General features: G+C 67.2%; 26 protein-coding genes and 1 tRNA gene. 2 read left to right on the top strand and 25 right to left on the bottom strand.

Going from position 1 to position 15688, the window contains the following annotated elements; genetic code table 11:
• Nucleotide 1: 1 nt before the first annotated feature.
• The 24 genes from B4589_RS04325 to B4589_RS04210 are packed head-to-tail and all read right to left on the bottom strand — an operon-like array spanning nt 2 to nt 13064.
• Nucleotides 2-499: an uL15m family ribosomal protein gene (locus tag B4589_RS04325; RefSeq protein ID WP_079233117.1), complete on the bottom strand. Its 498-nt coding sequence runs from the start codon at nt 497-499 to the stop codon at nt 2-4.
• Nucleotides 499-957, bottom strand: a complete 459-nt coding sequence (locus tag B4589_RS04320) for a 50S ribosomal protein L30 (protein ID WP_079233116.1) — start codon at nt 955-957, stop codon at nt 499-501. Before B4589_RS04320 ends, B4589_RS04325 begins: the two co-directional genes overlap by 1 nt.
• Nucleotides 957-1610 (bottom strand): 30S ribosomal protein S5, encoded by a 654-nt coding sequence (locus B4589_RS04315; protein WP_079233115.1) that lies wholly within the window; start codon nt 1608-1610, stop codon nt 957-959. The genes B4589_RS04320 and B4589_RS04315 overlap by 1 nt, the downstream gene beginning before the upstream one ends.
• Entirely contained in the window at nt 1607-2164 is a 558-nt protein-coding gene (locus B4589_RS04310; RefSeq protein WP_079233114.1) for a 50S ribosomal protein L18, read from the bottom strand. The genes B4589_RS04315 and B4589_RS04310 overlap by 4 nt, the downstream gene beginning before the upstream one ends.
• Entirely contained in the window at nt 2164-2631 is a 468-nt protein-coding gene (locus tag B4589_RS04305) for a 50S ribosomal protein L19e (RefSeq protein WP_079233113.1), read from the bottom strand. The genes B4589_RS04310 and B4589_RS04305 overlap by 1 nt, the downstream gene beginning before the upstream one ends.
• A complete protein-coding gene (locus B4589_RS04300; RefSeq protein WP_079233112.1) occupies nt 2628-3332 on the bottom strand; it encodes a 50S ribosomal protein L32e in 705 nt (234 codons plus the stop codon). Before B4589_RS04300 ends, B4589_RS04305 begins: the two co-directional genes overlap by 4 nt.
• Entirely contained in the window at nt 3332-3868 is a 537-nt protein-coding gene (locus B4589_RS04295) for a 50S ribosomal protein L6 (protein WP_079233111.1), read from the bottom strand. The genes B4589_RS04300 and B4589_RS04295 overlap by 1 nt, the downstream gene beginning before the upstream one ends.
• The gene (locus tag B4589_RS04290; protein WP_079233110.1) at nt 3868-4260 is read right to left on the bottom strand and encodes a 30S ribosomal protein S8; all 393 of its coding nucleotides are present in this window, start codon (nt 4258-4260) and stop codon (nt 3868-3870) included. The genes B4589_RS04295 and B4589_RS04290 overlap by 1 nt, the downstream gene beginning before the upstream one ends.
• Before the next feature lie 2 nt (nt 4261-4262).
• Nucleotides 4263-4454 (bottom strand): 30S ribosomal protein S14, encoded by a 192-nt coding sequence (locus tag B4589_RS04285; protein ID WP_049980745.1) that lies wholly within the window; start codon nt 4452-4454, stop codon nt 4263-4265.
• Nucleotides 4451-4975, bottom strand: a complete 525-nt coding sequence (locus tag B4589_RS04280) for a 50S ribosomal protein L5 (protein ID WP_079235164.1) — start codon at nt 4973-4975, stop codon at nt 4451-4453. The genes B4589_RS04285 and B4589_RS04280 overlap by 4 nt, the downstream gene beginning before the upstream one ends.
• Nucleotides 4968-5672, bottom strand: a complete 705-nt coding sequence (locus B4589_RS04275) for a 30S ribosomal protein S4e (RefSeq protein WP_079233109.1) — start codon at nt 5670-5672, stop codon at nt 4968-4970. Before B4589_RS04275 ends, B4589_RS04280 begins: the two co-directional genes overlap by 8 nt.
• Nucleotides 5669-6025 (bottom strand): 50S ribosomal protein L24, encoded by a 357-nt coding sequence (gene rplX, locus B4589_RS04270; RefSeq protein WP_079233108.1) that lies wholly within the window; start codon nt 6023-6025, stop codon nt 5669-5671. Before rplX ends, B4589_RS04275 begins: the two co-directional genes overlap by 4 nt.
• Nucleotides 6026-6027: 2 nt before the next feature.
• On the bottom strand, nt 6028-6426 hold the full coding sequence (locus B4589_RS04265) for a 50S ribosomal protein L14 (protein WP_079233107.1): 399 nt from the start codon (nt 6424-6426) through the stop codon (nt 6028-6030).
• Complete coding sequence (locus tag B4589_RS04260) at nt 6426-6755, bottom strand: 30S ribosomal protein S17 (protein WP_079233106.1); 330 nt, start codon at nt 6753-6755, stop codon at nt 6426-6428. Before B4589_RS04260 ends, B4589_RS04265 begins: the two co-directional genes overlap by 1 nt.
• Nucleotides 6740-7294 (bottom strand): ribonuclease P protein component 1, encoded by a 555-nt coding sequence (locus B4589_RS04255; RefSeq protein ID WP_079233105.1) that lies wholly within the window; start codon nt 7292-7294, stop codon nt 6740-6742. Before B4589_RS04255 ends, B4589_RS04260 begins: the two co-directional genes overlap by 16 nt.
• Before the next feature lie 6 nt (nt 7295-7300).
• On the bottom strand, nt 7301-7543 hold the full coding sequence (gene rpmC / locus B4589_RS04250) for a 50S ribosomal protein L29 (protein ID WP_079233104.1): 243 nt from the start codon (nt 7541-7543) through the stop codon (nt 7301-7303).
• A gap of 3 nt (nt 7544-7546) precedes the next feature.
• Nucleotides 7547-8560 (bottom strand): 30S ribosomal protein S3, encoded by a 1014-nt coding sequence (locus B4589_RS04245; RefSeq protein WP_079233103.1) that lies wholly within the window; start codon nt 8558-8560, stop codon nt 7547-7549.
• Entirely contained in the window at nt 8560-9027 is a 468-nt protein-coding gene (locus B4589_RS04240) for a 50S ribosomal protein L22 (RefSeq protein ID WP_079233102.1), read from the bottom strand. The genes B4589_RS04245 and B4589_RS04240 overlap by 1 nt, the downstream gene beginning before the upstream one ends.
• A gap of 3 nt (nt 9028-9030) precedes the next feature.
• Nucleotides 9031-9453 carry a 30S ribosomal protein S19 gene (locus B4589_RS04235; RefSeq protein ID WP_079233101.1) on the bottom strand — a complete coding sequence of 141 codons (423 nt, stop codon included), beginning with the start codon at nt 9451-9453 and terminating at the stop codon, nt 9031-9033.
• A 3-nt stretch (nt 9454-9456) separates the two neighbouring features.
• Complete coding sequence (locus B4589_RS04230; protein WP_079233100.1) at nt 9457-10185, bottom strand: 50S ribosomal protein L2; 729 nt, start codon at nt 10183-10185, stop codon at nt 9457-9459.
• 3 nt (nt 10186-10188) lie between these two features.
• On the bottom strand, nt 10189-10443 hold the full coding sequence (locus B4589_RS04225; protein ID WP_079233099.1) for a 50S ribosomal protein L23: 255 nt from the start codon (nt 10441-10443) through the stop codon (nt 10189-10191).
• Nucleotides 10440-11186, bottom strand: a complete 747-nt coding sequence (gene rpl4p, locus B4589_RS04220) for a 50S ribosomal protein L4 (protein ID WP_079233098.1) — start codon at nt 11184-11186, stop codon at nt 10440-10442. The genes B4589_RS04225 and rpl4p overlap by 4 nt, the downstream gene beginning before the upstream one ends.
• Before the next feature lie 6 nt (nt 11187-11192).
• The gene (locus B4589_RS04215; protein ID WP_079233097.1) at nt 11193-12209 is read right to left on the bottom strand and encodes a 50S ribosomal protein L3; all 1017 of its coding nucleotides are present in this window, start codon (nt 12207-12209) and stop codon (nt 11193-11195) included.
• 18 nt (nt 12210-12227) lie between these two features.
• Nucleotides 12228-13064 (bottom strand): putative RNA uridine N3 methyltransferase, encoded by an 837-nt coding sequence (locus B4589_RS04210; protein ID WP_079233096.1) that lies wholly within the window; start codon nt 13062-13064, stop codon nt 12228-12230.
• A gap of 297 nt (nt 13065-13361) precedes the next feature.
• Here B4589_RS04210 and B4589_RS04205 point away from each other — a divergent pair.
• A tRNA-Gly gene (locus B4589_RS04205) sits at nt 13362-13432 on the top strand.
• A 311-nt stretch (nt 13433-13743) separates the two neighbouring features.
• Complete coding sequence (locus B4589_RS04200) at nt 13744-14766, top strand: HAMP domain-containing sensor histidine kinase (RefSeq protein ID WP_158081139.1); 1023 nt, start codon at nt 13744-13746, stop codon at nt 14764-14766.
• Nucleotides 14767-14863: 97 nt separating this feature from the next.
• On the opposite strand, the gene B4589_RS04195 is transcribed toward B4589_RS04200, so the two are convergent.
• On the bottom strand, nt 14864-15586 hold the full coding sequence (locus tag B4589_RS04195; RefSeq protein ID WP_079233094.1) for a M48 family metallopeptidase: 723 nt from the start codon (nt 15584-15586) through the stop codon (nt 14864-14866).
• Nucleotides 15587-15688 lie beyond the last annotated feature (102 nt).

Genomic DNA, 15688 nt, shown 5'->3' with positions numbered 1-15688 from the left:
GTCAGTCCTCGCTCTCGTCGTCAGCGGCCTGCTCGGCCTCCCGCTCGGCGCGCTCCTGGGCGCGCTCGGAGACGGTGGTCGAGCCACCGGCGTCCTCGATCAGCTCACTCGCGGCGTCGCTGAACGCGTCGGCGGTGACGTGCAGCTCCTGGCGGACCTGCCCGTTGCCGAGCACCTTCACAACGTCGGCCTCCCAGCCGTCCTCGGCCACGTCGCGAGCGTCGATCGTGTAGGCGCCGTCGTCGTTCTCGGCGACGCCCTCGGCCGCCAGCAGCGCGGCGTCCTCGTCGATCTTCTGGACGCGCACCTCGACGACGTTGTCCTGTACCTCCTCGGGCTGGGTGAAGCCGTGCTTCGCCCAGGGCCCGTAGTGGTGCATCTCGTGTTTGCGGCTGCCCGCCTTGCCGCGGCCGCCACGGTGGCCGGCGCCGCGCCGGTTCTTGTGGCTACCGCCGCCGTGGGTGCGGGAGCCGCGCTGTCGTCGTTTCTTGCTGGTCATTATCGCATCGCCTCCAGGAGCGGATCGATCTCCTCGTGGGGACCGAGCTCCCCGCTCGTGCTGTCCGGATGCTTGATGCCGTCGTGCCCGCCGCGTGGCGGGTGGAGCCGCAGCGTCGGGGAGATGTTCTGCTCGCGCAGCGTCGTCTCCTCGTCGAGCAGCGCCTCCGCGAGCGCCTCGAAGCTGTCGTACTCCGTCTCCTCGGCGAGGTACTCCTCGTCGACGTCGGCGTCGGCGTCGAGCGCGTCCGCACGCGTCTCGAGCACGAGCGCCAGCGTCTCGACGGAGGGCTCGCCGTGGGCGACGAAGTCGTTGACCTTCGCGACCATCCCGTCGTACGTGTCGGTCTCGGGGACGAGCGTCGCGTGGTTGACGCGGCCGATGTTGAGCATGTCCAGGGTGTCGCGCTGGCCCTGGTTCATGTCGATCTCGCCGCGGAGCTGGACGACCGCCCGCATCAGTTGCTCACCCCGTCCTCGGCCTCACGCTGGACGCGCCGTGCGCGGTCCGGCGTGCGCGCCTGCGAGGCGTTCTCGAGCGCGTTGAACGTCGCCTTCGCGAGGTTGACCGTCGTCCGGGTGTTCCCGTTCGACTGGGTCCAGGCGTCCTGCACGCCGGCCAGTTCGAGGATGTTCCGGACGGTCTCGGCGCCGGCCAGCCCGAGCCCCTGCGGGGCCGGGATGACTTCGACCTCGACGGAGCCGGCTTTCCCCTCGGCACGCCGGGTCAGCGAGTTCACGCCGCCGGCCTGGTCCTCCCAGGAGCCCGAGCCGCGGTCGACGCTGATCACGTTCAGCTTGGCCACTTCGATGGCCTTCTGGATCGCGCCGCCGACCTGATCGTCGCGGCCCTCGGCGTAGCCGAGGTAGCCGTCGCGGTTCCCCACGACGACGACACAGCGGAACTTCACCCGCCGGCCGGAGTCGGTCATGCGCTGGACCATGTTGATGTCCAGTACTTCGTCCTCCATGCCGGGGAGGAGCTGGTCAACGATCTCGTGCTCCTTCAGCGGGAGCCCGGACTCCAGCGCCTCCTGCATGGAGGTGATCTCTCCGTCCTGCACTTGCTTGCCGAGCCGCGTTACCGGCTCCCAGCCGTCGTTCTGGCTCATTCGTGGTCCTCCTGGAGCGCCTCGCGCACGTCGTCGAAGTGCGCGGGCAGCTCCGTGGCGTCGAACTCCCCGCTGTACAGATCGCCCTCGACCTGCTCGGCGTACTCGGCGATATGCTCGCCACGGTTACGCGACCAGTCCGCGAGGACGCTGTCACTGTGGGGGATCTCGAGCCCTGCGTCGATTGCACCTTCCTGTACTGCGAACACCTTACTGCCGGGCGTCGCCGTGTTGAGACCCAGGTCGAGCACGGCCTCGTCGAGGCCGGCGTCGACCGCGCGCAGGCCCGCGAGGTAGCCCGTCAGGTACGCGCTCGGGAGATTGCCCGTGGGGGCCTCCCAGCCGTACTCCGACAGGTCCTCGCTGGACGCTGCGGCGTGGATCTCGTCGCCGTCCGGTCCGGGACTGGCCAGCTGCGCCCTGACGTGCTTGTTGCTCACCCGGGCGACCAGGCGAGGCTTGCCGGATTTCAGCAGGCGCAACCGCTGATGGTAGTCCGTGCGGACCTCACGGCGACGACGCATCGGCACCTTGTATCGTGGTCCTGTTGCCATTAGTCGTCGCCTCCGATCTCGACGTCGTAGTTGTTCTCCGCGAAGGCCTCGAGGCGGGCGACGCTATCGAACTCGCCGCCGCTGGCCTTGTTGTACAGCTCGCGGTACTGGGAGGCGTCGAGAACCTCCTCCTCGTCGCGGAGCTCCTTCAGCCGCTCGCGCTGGGCGCGGATGCGGCTGACCCAGTCCTCCTTGCTGTCCCGCCGGGCACCGGACTTCCCCTTCCGGGAGCCGGCGCCGGTCTGGTGACCGTAGTCACGCTTGGCCTGCCGTTCGCGGGCGCGGCCACGGGAGTTGGACTTGGCGTCCTCCGCGCGGATGGTTCCGTCCGCGATCAGGTCGCGGATGTCCTCGCGGGTGATCGCCTCCGCGAGCTCGTCCTGTGCCTCCGGGTCGAACCAGACGCGGTTCTCGCCGACGTCGAGCTCCTCGGCGGCGAGCCGCTTCTGTGCGCTCAGATCCGTCATTCCTCTACCTCCACTTCGACGTAGGTCGGGTTGAGGACGCGAATGCCGGCGTCCTCACACTCCTCCTCGATGCGCTCGCGCTTGCGGGCGCCGACCTTCGAGGCGATGCGGACCGCTTCCGTGTCGGCGTCCACGCCGTCGAGGTCGTCGACGTTGTGGACGTACACTTCCTCGAAGCCACTGGGGTGGAGGCCACGAGCCGCCTTCGGCGAGCGGAACCCCGCCTCGACCGTGTCGCCTTTCCCCTTGATGCCGCGGCGCAGCTTCGAGAGCTGGCCGCGCGGGCGCCGCCACGAGGTGGAGACGCGCTTCTTCTTGTGGTGGTCCTGACGGTTGAACTTCGGCTTCCCCTCGCGGTGCTTCTGGGCGAGGGCAGCCGCGGTCTCGTCGTCGAGGTCGGGCGTCTTGTCGGCGTGGCCGCGGGGGCGGAGCTCGGTCTCGACCTCCTCCTCCTCGGCTTCCTCTTCTTCCGCCTCGTCCTCGATCTCGGCCTCGGTCTCCTCTTCGACTTCGAGGCCGCCGACGTCCGCCTTGATCCGGGCCGCGAGGGCGTTGCCGACCCCCTCGACCTCGGCGAGTTCGGACTGGGAGGCGGCCTTGAGGTCCTCGACGGAGTCGTAGCCGGCCTCCGCGAGCGTCTCGGCCTTCGAGGGCCCGACGCCGCTGATGTCCTCGATCTCCTCGGGTGCGTCGTCAGCCATCAGGCATCACCCGTGGGTTTCTCCGTGATGTACACGCCGTCCTGGAACACGCGGTTGTCCTTGTCGCTGACGCGTGTGAGCTGTTCGATATCCGCTGCGGTCTGGCCGACGGCCTCCTTGTCGGAGCCCGACAGGGTGAGCTGCTCGCCGTCGATCTCGACCTGCGTGTCGCCCCGGATCGGCGTCCGCCGTGGGGCGCGCTCGCCGAGGAAGTTCTCGATGACGATCTCCTCGCCCTGCACTTCCACCTGCATCGGGAAGTGGGCGTAGAAGACCTCCATCTCGTAGGTCCAGCCCTCGGTCACGCCGTGGAACATGTTCCGAACGTGGCTCTCGAAGGTGCCGACCGTGGCGCGGGTCTTGGCGCCCGACTCGTCGGGCGCCGTGATGACCACGCTGCCGTCCTCGACACTGACGGTCACGTCGGGGTACCAGAGCCGTCGCGTGACGGACCCGTTCGGTCCCTCGACGGTGAGGTCGAGATGGTCGAGCTCCGCGGAGACGTCGTCCGGGATCGTGAGTTCTGTCCTGCTCATCAGTATACGTATGCGATGACTTGGCCACCGATGCCCTGTTCGCGGGCCTCGTAGTGGCTCATGACGCCGTGGCTGGTCGTGACGATGAGCGACCCGTAGTCACGGGCCGGGAGGAACCGCTTCTCCCACTGCTCGTACTCGTCAGCGCCGACCGAGTAGCGGGGCTTGACCGCCCCGCAGTCGTTGATGGCGCCACTCAGTTCGACCTCGAACTTGCCTGCTCGGCCGTCGTCGACGAACTCGAAGCCGCCGATGTACCCGCGGTCGTAGAAGACCTCGAGGATACTGCCGATCACGTTCGAGGCGGGTGCTACCGTGTGGTCGAGGTGCCCGACGCTCTCGGCGTTGTCGATGCCGGAGAGGGCACTCACCAGTGGGTCGTTTCCTGCCATAGTTATCTGTACTTCCGGAAGCCCATGCTGCGGGCGATCTCTCGGAAACACTGCCGGCAGACGAAGACGCCGTACTTGCTCACCAGCCCCTCGGTGCGCTCGCAGCGTCGGCACTGCCGCTCCTGCGTGCTGCCCTGGGTGGCGTGCTCGCCGGTCTCCTCGTTGCCGGTGTGTTCGCCGTCTAGTTCACTCATTCGTCGATCTCCACGTCGAACTCGGTTTCGAGGAACGCGATGGCGTCCTCGGTGGTCATGCGGTGTGTCTCGGGGATCGAGCGGGTCACCTGGTCGCGCTGGGCGACGCGGTAGCCCGGCCGGACCAGCGTGACGGTCACGTCCAGTCCGTAGATCCCGGTGTTGGGGTCGTACTCCTGGCTCGGGAACGCGGTGTGTTCGTCGACGCCGAAGCTGACGTTGCCGGCCTCGTCGAACTGCGACGCGCTGATGTCCGCGAGCGGGAGCGCGGTCTCGAGGAACTCGCGGGCGTCCTCGTTCCGGAGGGTGACCTTCGCGCCGATCGGGTCGCCCTCGCGGATGTCGAACGCCTGCACCGTGCGCTTCGCGCTGGTTCGGACCGACTGCTGGCCCGTGATCTCCTCGATGATCTCCTCGGCGTTGCCGAGGTCACGACCACCCTGGCCGACGCCCATGTGGACGACGACTTTCTCGATGCCCGGTTCGCGCATCGTGTGGAACTCCGATTCGGCTTCACTCATCGTCATCACCCACGAAGTTCTCGTCGATGGTGACGACGTACTCCTCGACGGTCTCGAAGGAGCCGTCGTCGGTGGAAACGGTCACGGAGTTGCGACCGGAGCCGGGGGTGACGAGGATCTCGTCGACCTCGCCGATCTCGCCGGCGTGCTGGCCGTCGACGGCGGTGACGAGCGCGCCCTCGCCGTACTCGAAGTGGGCGACGATCTCCTTGTCCTCGTTGTCGATCACCAGCGAGTCGCCGGCGCTGTACTCGTCGGCGTCCTCCAGTTGGAGGGTGGTGCCGTCGTGCAGCGACAGCTGGAACTCGCCGCCAGTGACCTGGCGCTTGTCGGTGATCTTCCCGAGGCGGGAGGCCGCGCTCTCCTCGTCGATCGGAGTGAGCGCGAGGCGGCCGCCCTCGCCGGGGAACACGCGGAAGTACTCCTCGCGGGCCGGGAACGCCAGGATGTCGAACATCCCGATCGGCCGGCCCTCGTCGGCGATCGCGTCGCCGTTGACGAGCACCGCGTCGTTGTTCAGCGCGTAGCGGGCCTCCTTGCGGGAGTCCACGTAGCCGAGCACGTCCCGGAGCACGATGAGTAGGGGAACCCCGTCCTCACCGTGGGGGCCGGCGTCGGCCTTGACCGTGAACGTCTGCTCCTTCCGTGCGACCGGCCAGGAGTTCGGTACCGAGAGTCGCTTCTGGTGTTTCGTCATTCGTTGTCCTCCTCGAGACGCTCCTCCCGCACCTCGTCCTCGAGGTTCAGGTCGGTCACGCGGACGTTCGAGGCGTCGAGCGGCCGGGGAACCTCCTCCCCGTCCGTCTTCTCCACGGTGACCTCCTCGACGTGGATGACCTCGTCCCGGAGATCGACCTCCAGGACCTCGCCCTCCTCGCCGGCGTGGTCGCCGCGAAGCACCTCGACGGTGTCGCCCGCGTTGACGCGGACGTTCCGCTGGCCGTACTCCTCGCGGAGGTCGGCCGTCAGCGTGGCCCGAACCTGCTTCTGCTTCTCGTGCAGGTCGGCGTCTCGCTTCTGGTTTCGTTGTTTGCGTGGCTGTCGTGTCATGCTTAGACGATCATCGTCGCCGTGCTGGCGATGGTGCCGAACCGCTCCGCGACCTCACGCGCGACGGGCCCCTTGATCTCCGTGCCGCGGGGCTCCTCGTTCTCGTCGATGATGACGGCGGCGTTGTCCTCGAACTTGAGGCGCTGGCCGTCTGGTCGGCGGATCGGCTTGCGCTGGCGAACGACCACCGCTTCGAGCACCTGGCGACGCATTTCGGGCGTCCCCTTGGTGACCGAGACGGTGATCTTGTCGCCGATACCGGCTTTCGGGTGACGGTTCTTCGTCCCCGAGTAGCCGGCGATGCTGATGACCTTGAGCTCGCGTGCGCCGGTGTTGTCGGCACACGTGATCTTCGAGCCCTTCTCGAGACCCTGCGTGACGTCGGCTTTCAGCGCCTCCATCATTCACCCCCGCCGTCGACGACGTCGACGACGACGTGCGATTTGGTCTTCGAGAGCGGTCGAGTCTCTGCGATACGGACCGTGTCACCCTCCTCCGTGTCGATACACGGCGGGTGGTGGGCCGGGACGCGGGACCGACGCTTCATGTACCGGTCGTACTTCGGTACACGAACGTCGTACTCCCGCTCCACGACGACGGTCTTGTCCATGTCTGTGGAGGCGACCTCGCCCTCGAGCGTCTGCCCGCGCACGGAGAGGTCCCCGTGGAACGGACAGTTCTCGTCGGAGCAGGTCTCCTCCGGTTGTTCTACGTTTAGTCCGATTGCCATGTCGAATCACCCCCGCGCTCGGTTCGCGCGGCGGGTCGTGAGAGCAGTCGTTCGCCATCCACCGTTACGTAGACCGTATCCTGGCACTCGTCCTCGGCTCCCGGCTCACTTCGTTCGCCGGTCGCATCGAGGTGGTTTGCCGTCCCCTGCGGGGACGTTTCCCCACCTCGCTGACTCGCCCCCCGACCCTGACTCCGGGGCGGGGCGGACGGGCCAGACTTGCCGGGGCGAACCCCGGCAGTTTCCGTCCCGAGTTGGGATACGGACCCGGACGCCTCGGCGGCGTCCGCGGCTTCATCTGCGGCGGGAGCGACGCTGGCTCTCGCAGCGTCGTCCGCGGTCGCGATAGCGAACTCGAAGCAGCTCCCCTCCTTGGGGACCTGCCGCACCCGACGCCCGTCGTCGACGTGGAACGTCTTCATCGTCTCGACCACGACGCGGCCGCTGATCCCGACGAGGTCGGGGTTGGCGGCGTCGGCTACCCGGACGGGCAGCCCGTTCAGTTCGTGTCGTGTGAGGGTGTCGGGTGTGAGTGCCATCGTGCGTTACTCCTGGGTGTCGGCGGCTTCGACGTCGTCGCCCGAAACGTCGTCGCCTTCCTCGTTCTGGATCGTCTTGATCCGGGCGATCGTGGTGCGAAGCTCGCCGACGCGGCCCGGGTTCTCCGGGGCGCCACCCGCCGCCTGGACGGCGCGAGCGTTCAGGAGCTCGGTTTCGAGCTCCTCGAGCTCGGCCGCCCGCTCGGCGGGCGTCATGTCTCGGATCTCTTCGGTGTAGAGAATCGCCATGTATTACTCCTCCGTTTCCTCGTCTTCGTCGTCGGACTCCTCGTCGGAGTCGGCCGTTTCCTCGTCCTCGGATTCGGCCTCCTCGGCCTCCTCCATCTCGGAGACGAGGTCGGCGGCTTCTTCCTCGACGTCCTCGTCGAGGGACTCCTCCTCCTCGGCGGTCTCGACGGCCTCCTCGGAGGCGACGCCGACGTCCTCCTCCTCGGGAGCGCTCTCGGCGCTCTCACGCGAGGAGTCGGTCTCCTTCGCTTCCTCGACGACTTCCTCGACGACCTCCTCGTCGATGACCTCCTCGGGCGTCTCGTCGGGGACATCGGGCTCCTCGTGCTGGGGCGCCTCGGGGGCTTCGTCCTCCTCGACGTCAGCGAGCAGCTCCTCGACGCCCTCCTCCTCGACGGCCTGATCGACCTCCGGCGGCTCCGAGGTCTCCGCGATCTCGAAGTCGTCGGGGAGGGTCGCGTCCGGCCCGATCACCTTGACGGTGACGCCGATGGTGCCGAGCTTCATCACGGCGACGCCCTGACCCTCGTCGACGACGGTCTGGGCGGGCTCGCCGTTGTGCTTGATGTAGCCGCGGTTGAACTTCTCCACGCGCGAGCGGGCGCCGGTGACCTTCCCCGAGAGGACGATCTCCGCGCCCAGCGCGCCGGCCTCCATCATGCGGTCGATGGTGGTGTGGCCCGCCTTGCGGAAGTACCAGCCACGCTCGAGCGCGTTGGCCAGCCGGTCCGCGACGATCTGTGCGTTGAGGTCGGGTTCGTCGACCTCCTGCACGTCGATCTGCGGGTCGTCCATGTCGAAGCGGTCCTCGAGCTCGGTGGTGATCTTCCGGATGTTCTTCCCACCCTTGCCGATCACCATGCCGGGCTTCTCTGCCTTGAGGACGATCTGGGTCCCCATCGGCGTCTTCGCGATGTCCATGCCGCCGTAGCCGGCGCGGCTGAGCTCATCCGCGAAGAACTCGTCGATCTGACTCCGCTGGAGCCCGTTCTCGATGAACTGCTGTTCGTCCGCCATCAGTTATCCTCCTCCTCCTCTTCGAGGATGATCTCGACGTCCACTTCGACGGTGTTCCACGGGTCGGCGGTCCCCATCGCACGGGGGTTGCGCCCGACCTGTTCGCCGACCTTGTGGGCGGCGACGTGGGAGATGGTCATCTCCTCGCCGTCGAACCCCTGGTGGTCGGCGTTGTTCTTGGCGTTCGTCAGCAGCTTGAGGAAGTCCTTGCTGGCCTTCTCGGGGAAGCGGCCGGCGTCCCAGCCGTCGATGTCGGAACGGTGGCCGACGCCGCTGTTGTGCTGCTTGAACGGCACCGAGCGCTCGCCCTCGATCACGGCGTCGAGGTACTCCTCGGCCTCGGTGACCGTCTTGCCTTTGATAGCCTTCGAGATGGCCTTGCTGTGCTTCAGGCTGATCTGACGCTCCCGCAGCATGGCTTTCGCCGTGGTCTCCGGGTCGGCGTCGACGCTGTAGCTGATTCCCATATGTTACTTGAGTGGCACGAACTTCGAGGACCGGGTCGCGCCGATGCCGGCCTGACCGTGCTCGACGGTGGATCGGGTGAGGTGGAACTCACCGAGGTAGTGGCCGATCATCTCCGGCTCGACCTTCACGCGGTCGAAGCTGTGGCCGTTGTACACCTCGAAGGTGAGGCCGACGAACGAGGGGAGGATCGGCATGTCCCGGAGATGTGTCCGGATCGGATCGTTGGCCGTCTCCTCCTCGGTGGCCTCCCGGGCCTGCTCGACCAGCTTGCGGTGGTCGATGCCGAGTCCCCGGTCGATGGTTCGCCGCACGCGGGCGGGTAGCAGTTCCACGACCTCGTCGAGCTCCATCTCTTCGAGGTCCTCGAGCGTGTGACCGCGGTAGGTGAACTCCCCTTCGCGGCCGGTTCGGTATTCCGAGCTCATGTGTTACTCCCCCTTGCCACCGCTGTGACCGGTGCGTTTGGAGGCGATGTCGCCCACCTTCCGTCCCGGCGGGGCGTCCCGCGAGACGGACTTGGGCTGACCGGGGTGCTGGCGGCCGCCGCCACCGAACGGGTGGTCGACGGCGTTCATCGCGACCCCGCGGACACGCGGGTACTTGGTCCCGCGGGCCTTCATCTTGTGGTGTTTGTTGCCGGCTTTGACGAACGGCTTCTCCGTCCGGCCACCGCCGGCGACGACGCCGATGGTGGCGCGACACGCCGGCGGCAGGCGCTTGACCTCGCCGCTTGGTAGCTGGACGACCGCGACGTCGCGGTCGTGGCTCATCAGCTGGGCCGAGACGCCGGAGGCGCGGGCGAACTTCCCGCCGTCGCCCACCTGGCTCTCGACGTTGCAGATCGGGATCCCTTCCGGGATCTCCGCAAGCGGCAGCGTGTTGCCGGGTTTGATCTCGGCGGAGACACCCACCTGCAGGGTGTCGCCGACGGCGATACCTTCGGGAGCGAGCACGAGCCGGCGGTCGCCGTCGTCGAACTCGACGTCCGCCAGCGGTGCGCTGCGGGCGGGGTCGTGCTCGATGCCGACGACTTCGCCGGAGATCGTGTCGTGCTCCTCGCTTTTCTTGTGTTCGAGGTCAGCTTTGTAGCGGTGAGATGGCGCCCGGAACGTGGGCGTCCCACGGCCACGCCGCTGCCCCTGAATTCGTCGTCCCATGTGTCAGAACACCCCGATCCGCGAGGCGATCTCCTGTGCGTCGTCCTCCTCGGAGAGGCGGACGATCGCCTTCTTCTTCCCCTGCGGCGTGACCATCGTGTTCAGCGAATCGACGGTCACGTCGTAGCGGGACTCGATCTCCTCCTGAATGGTCGGCTTGTCGGCGTCGACGTTGACGATGAACTGGAGCGTGTTGTCGAAGTCCATCTGGTCCATCGCCTTCTCGGTGACCAGCGGGTGTTCGATGATCCCCGTCATCGGTCGGCCACCTCCTCGACGGCGCTCTCGGTCCAGAGCGTCAGCCGGCCGGCGTGGGTGCCGGGCGCGAGGTCCTCGGTGTTCACGTCCTCGGCCGTCGCCACGTCGACGCCGGCGAGGTTCCGCGCCGCACGCGAGGGCTCCTCGCTGGTGACGACCAGCACCGACTTCGGCTCGTCGTACTTCCGGCCACGGGCCTTCCCCTGACCGGCTCGCACGCGGCGACCCTCGTCGGCACGCTCGACGTCGGCGTGGATGCCGAGCTCTTCGAACGCCTCGACGGCCTCCTTCGTCCGCTGGAGCTCCTCGAACTCGTCGCTCACGACGAGCGGGAGCTCGAGGTCGTCGTCGAAGGCGTGGCCGCGCTCGGCGACGCGCTCGGCGTCGGTCGTGGCGGCGATGGCCGAACGGGTCGCGAGCTTGCGCTCCTTGTCGTTGACTTTCTGGCCCCGGTCCTTCTCGGCTTTCGGCGGGTGGGCCTTGCGGCCACCCACAGCCTGCGGGACCCGGCGGGCCCGACCGTTCTCCTGTGGCACGTGCGCCATGCCGCGGCCCGACCCCATCGACTCGGCGGGGGTGCGGAGGCCGGCGAACTCGTCGGCGCCGTAGTCCTGCTTTCGGTTGGCCTGAGCGGCGTGGACGGCGCCTTTGATGAGGTCCGGGCGGAACGGCGTCTCGAACGCCGCCGGGAGCTCGATCTCGTCGCCGTTCGAGCCGTCCAGGTTTCGGATAGTTGCTTGCATTGTTTGTTACCCTTGGTTGGAGGCCGTGGAGACGTAGCGCACCTCGGGATCGAGGCGCGGCTGGTCGTTCGGCCGGATCGAGGGACGGAAGCGCAGGAGGCGCTGGTCGGGGCCCGGTAGCGAGCCCTTCACGAGCGCGTACTGCCCGTCGACCTCGCCGTAGTTGACGAAGCCGCCGTCGACGGAGGCGTCGTCACCCTCGCCGAAGTCGATCAGGCGCTTGTTGAGCTCCGTCCGCTGGTGGTAGCCGGTCTGGCCCTGCTGGGGAACCGTCGAGCGAACGCGGCTCGGGTTCCACGGGCCGAGGTTACCGATGCGGCGCCGCCAGCCCTGACGGGCGTGCTTGCCCTTCCGCTTCTGGACGCCCCAGCGCTTGACGGGACCCTGCGTCCCTTTCCCCTTCGTGATGCCCGAGGCGTCGAGGTACTCGCCCGCGCGGAAGACGTCGCCGAACTCGTGTTCGCCGCCGTCCTCGACCAGATCGAGCGCGAAGTCGGCGCGCTCCTGCAGGGAGCCGCCGCCGACGCGAGTCTCCATCACGTCCGGCTCCTTCTTGGGGATGTTCTGCAGCGACGCGGGGGTGGTGTGGGTGATGACCCGGAGGTCGTCGACCGCACCCTCCTCGACGAGCGTCCGCAGCTCGTCGGCGTCGCCCTCGAAGTCGTTCTCCGCCGGCAGGTCGAGCGCGCGGTCGAGTTCGTCGTGGAACTCGGACGCCCAAACCTCGGTTGCCGGCTTCGCTCCGTACGCCGTGTCCTCGTAGGCTCGCACGGCGATCGCGTGCATCGGCGGGGTCTCGACGACGGTCACGGGGACGGACTCCTCCATCCCGTTCCGCGGCGAGTCCTCCTCGTCGTTGACCATGACGACGTGGGTCATGCCGGCCTTGTAGCCAGCGAACCCCTGGAGTGCAGGGGAGCCCTCGTCGTCCGGCCACGAGCGGATACGCGGCACTTCTGACGCCGCACGCGTTCGCGGGCCGAAGCCCAGCGAGCCTTTTCGTGGTCTGCTTGGTTGTGGCATGTTCGTTTTCCTCCGCGCTCAGTCCCTGAGCGCGAGCGGGGCGAGCGTGGCGAACACCGCTTCCTCGGTGTGCACCACCTCGCTGCCCTGATTTGGAACCGTATTCAGCCAGAGGTCGAACCCGGGAGAGTCGGGTTCGACGGGGAGATCCTCGGGGGACACCCCCAGCATCTCCGGAAGCCCACGGCCCGGCGAGCCGAAGACGACGGTGGCGCCGTCCCGGTAGCGCGGGGCGAGTTCGGCCAGCCGCGAACGGGTGAGTTCGTCCCCGTGGCGCGACGTGCCGATGCAGAGACCCGCATCCTCGCGGGCCAGAGCTTCCTGGATGTCCCCGCAGGCGTCGACGGTGAACCCGGGTGGGTCCTCGTCGACGATCCGTGCGCGGACGGGTTCTCTCGAAGAGACCCTGACTGTGACGCGCTCCCCCTCCTCGACCGCCATCGACGGCGGGACGAGCAGGGAGATCGGGTGTTGCATTCCGCAATTGACCCGGACGCGGTCGTCAGGTCCGACCTCGGTCACGATTCCTTCTCTCGACTCCGGGGTTTCACCCGCGGAGCCGGTCCGTGGGGAGACACGCATGGGGGGGAGCACGCCAGCGTAGCGCAGTTCGTCGCGCTCGTCCCAGACCTCCCGACGGAGGTAGGGTGGTGTGGCCGCGTAGGCCAGCACCGTGCGCACGAACTCCCCGCCCCAGCGGCCCTCGGCTTCCCGATCGGGGAAGACGAGGATTCGCTCGATCCGGTAGATGGCCGCCGCGCGAGCGACGTACCCGAGCTTTCGGGTCGCCTCGCGTTTGTCCTCGGCCTCCCGGACGAGCGACGACGGAACGACGATTGTTGTGTCGCCCGTCATGTGCCTCGCCACTGGACTGTACCGTCACTTCCGAACGACACCGTAAAAGGGTAGCGACTCAGCACGGGGGCTGTGACGCCGTCACACGGCCCCAGACGCCCGTTGGTGGCTTTCTTTCGTTCGTCAGTGTGTGTCGTGGATGTCGGATAGGGACGTTGACGAGAGCAAAGCTCTCGTCCGCCAACCAGAAATCACGGATTTCTGGTGACGTCGGCGCCACCCCGCCGCCGGCAGTCGATTGGCAGCGTTTCGGAAGTCTTAAGAACAAAACCGCACTTGATGGGAGTGAGAAGGAACGCGCTGGTAGTGTAGTGGTATCACGTGACCTTGCCATGGTCACAACCTGGGTTCAAATCCCAGCCAGCGCATTTCTGCTGGGACTAATGTCCGAGCGACGAGCGTAGCGAGTCGTCGTCGACGGTAGCTCCGTCTCGACCCACAGATGATTCACATCTCCGAGATCCTGTCGCAGAGCCTCTTTCCCGGCCGACGTTGGTACCCACGCCGGGAGAATCTGCGGTACCATTATGAGTGATAGGGGACACATCACCAGTAACGAGTGAAGTCTGACAACCGCGAAAGTAGGGTTCTGGTTGCGCTCGGTTGTCTATTAGGAGTGATTGTCGCAACTGAGTTAATCTGGGTTACATTTTCGGGTCGACTCTACTTGATAAATGCAGTGTACGTGGTCGGGTTCGTGACGAGCCTCCCCGGACTCGTCGGACTCCTCGGCGGTGGGGTGTATCTGTCGCGGTCGTCGCTCTCCGGCGACCAGCAGTATCGCGTTCTGAAGTGGTCCGTCGCCGGAGGTGGCGGGTTCCTGCTAGTGAACACTGTGCTGATGCTCACGATGCCGCCCGCCAACCTCCTGATTGCCGTCGGGTGGGGGCGGTGGTCCCTCAGCATCGGCGCCGGTTGCGGGTTCCTCATCGGTTACTACGAGGCACGGGCGGTGCAACGCGCCGTGAGGGCCGAGCGCGCGTCCGTCCAAGCGAGAGAGTCCGAGGAACGGCGAGAGATGCTCGACTACCTCAACTCGCTCCTCCGACACGAGGTGCTGAACACCGCCGCCGTCATCAGCGGCTACGCCGGGCTGCTCAAACAGCAGTCCAGCGAGGACGACCCCGTCTACGAGTATCTCGACATCATCGACCGGCAGGCGACCGAGCTCACCGGAACGACCAAGGACGTGCGTCTGCTGCTGCAGTCGCTGGAGGAGGGGACCGACCTCGGCCCTGTGAACCTCACTGACGTGCTTGCGGAGGAAGTCGACAACCTGGAGGACCGGTACCGGAACGTGGAGATCGACGCGAAGATCCCTGACGACGTGTACGTCACTGCCGACGAACTCCTCCCACGGATATTCTCCAACCTGCTCAACAACGCGGTCGAACACAACGAGAGCGAACAGCCACGCGTCAGCCTCTCGGTCTCGACAACACCGGACACGGTCGAAGTACGGGTCGCGGACAACGGGTCAGGGGTCCCCGAAACCGAGCGCGACGTACTCTTCGAGACGGCGACGGCCAAGACCGACCACGGTATCGGTCTCACCATCGTCGCACGGCTGGCTGACCGGTACGGCGGGGACGTCGAACTGTCCGAAACCGGTTCGGACGGAAGCGTGTTCGCCGTCACACTTCCGAGGGCGGACTCGGAACCGGTCGAGAAGCGTCGACAGCCACAGTCGGTGCCGACCTGACGCTTCCCCGACTGGTCGCCGCTACCCTTCAGCCACTTCCCCGCGCACTCACGGCTGGCTCCGGTTCGACCCCAGCCAGCGCGGTTCTCTCGACACCCTACAGATCGTCCTCCGAGAACACCAACTCGGCGCTGTGCTCCCGCAGCCACTCCCGATGCTGTTCCCACTCGGGGTCGAACGCCTCCACGATCGCCCAGAACGCCTCGCCGTGGTTCATCTCGCGCAAATGAGCCAGTTCGTGGACGACGATGTAGTCGACGATTTCCGGCGGCGCCAGCATCAGTCGCCAGTTCAGCCCCAACGTGCCGTTGCTCGAACAGCTCCCCCACTTCGTCTTCTGGTTCCGCACTTCGATCCCCCCGTACTCGACGCCCATCTCCGGCGCGAACTGGTCCGCCCGCGCCGTGAACTGCTCCCGCGCCAGCGAGCGGTAGAAGCTCTCCAGCGCGCGCTTCACGGAGGACTGCTCGACCGCACTCCGCCGGAGGTGGATCGTCTCGTCGGTGAGTTCGTTCCGCCGTGCCGGCTCGACCACTAGCTCCCGCTCCGTCCCGAGCACCGGGAACGACGCGCCGGATTCGAACGTCCGGTCGGGCACGCGCTCGCGGTAGCGCTGGAACTCGCGGTGCTTCTCGACCACCCACGACGCCTTCTCCCGGAGGAACTCGCCGGGCCGCCGGCGCGACCCTTCGGGGATGACGACCGTCACGCCGTGGAGGTCGACGTCGATGCGCGGCCGCGTGGCGTCAGCACTGCGGCGCAGTTCGTACTCGACGGTGGTGCCCGAGAGGTCGACTTCCCGAGCAGCCGTTTCGCTCACGACCCCCCACGCTCCGCGTCGGACCGCCCCGCAGCGAAGTAGCAATCGTCGAACGTTCCCGTCACGCGTCCACCATCCAGTCCGGGGGTGTTAGCTACTGCG

The organism is Halolamina sp. CBA1230 (assembly GCF_002025255.2).
GTDB lineage: Archaea > Halobacteriota > Halobacteria > Halobacteriales > Haloferacaceae > Halolamina.
The sequence above is the reverse complement of the archived record's forward strand: the minus strand, read 5'-3'. Positions and strand labels throughout refer to the sequence as shown.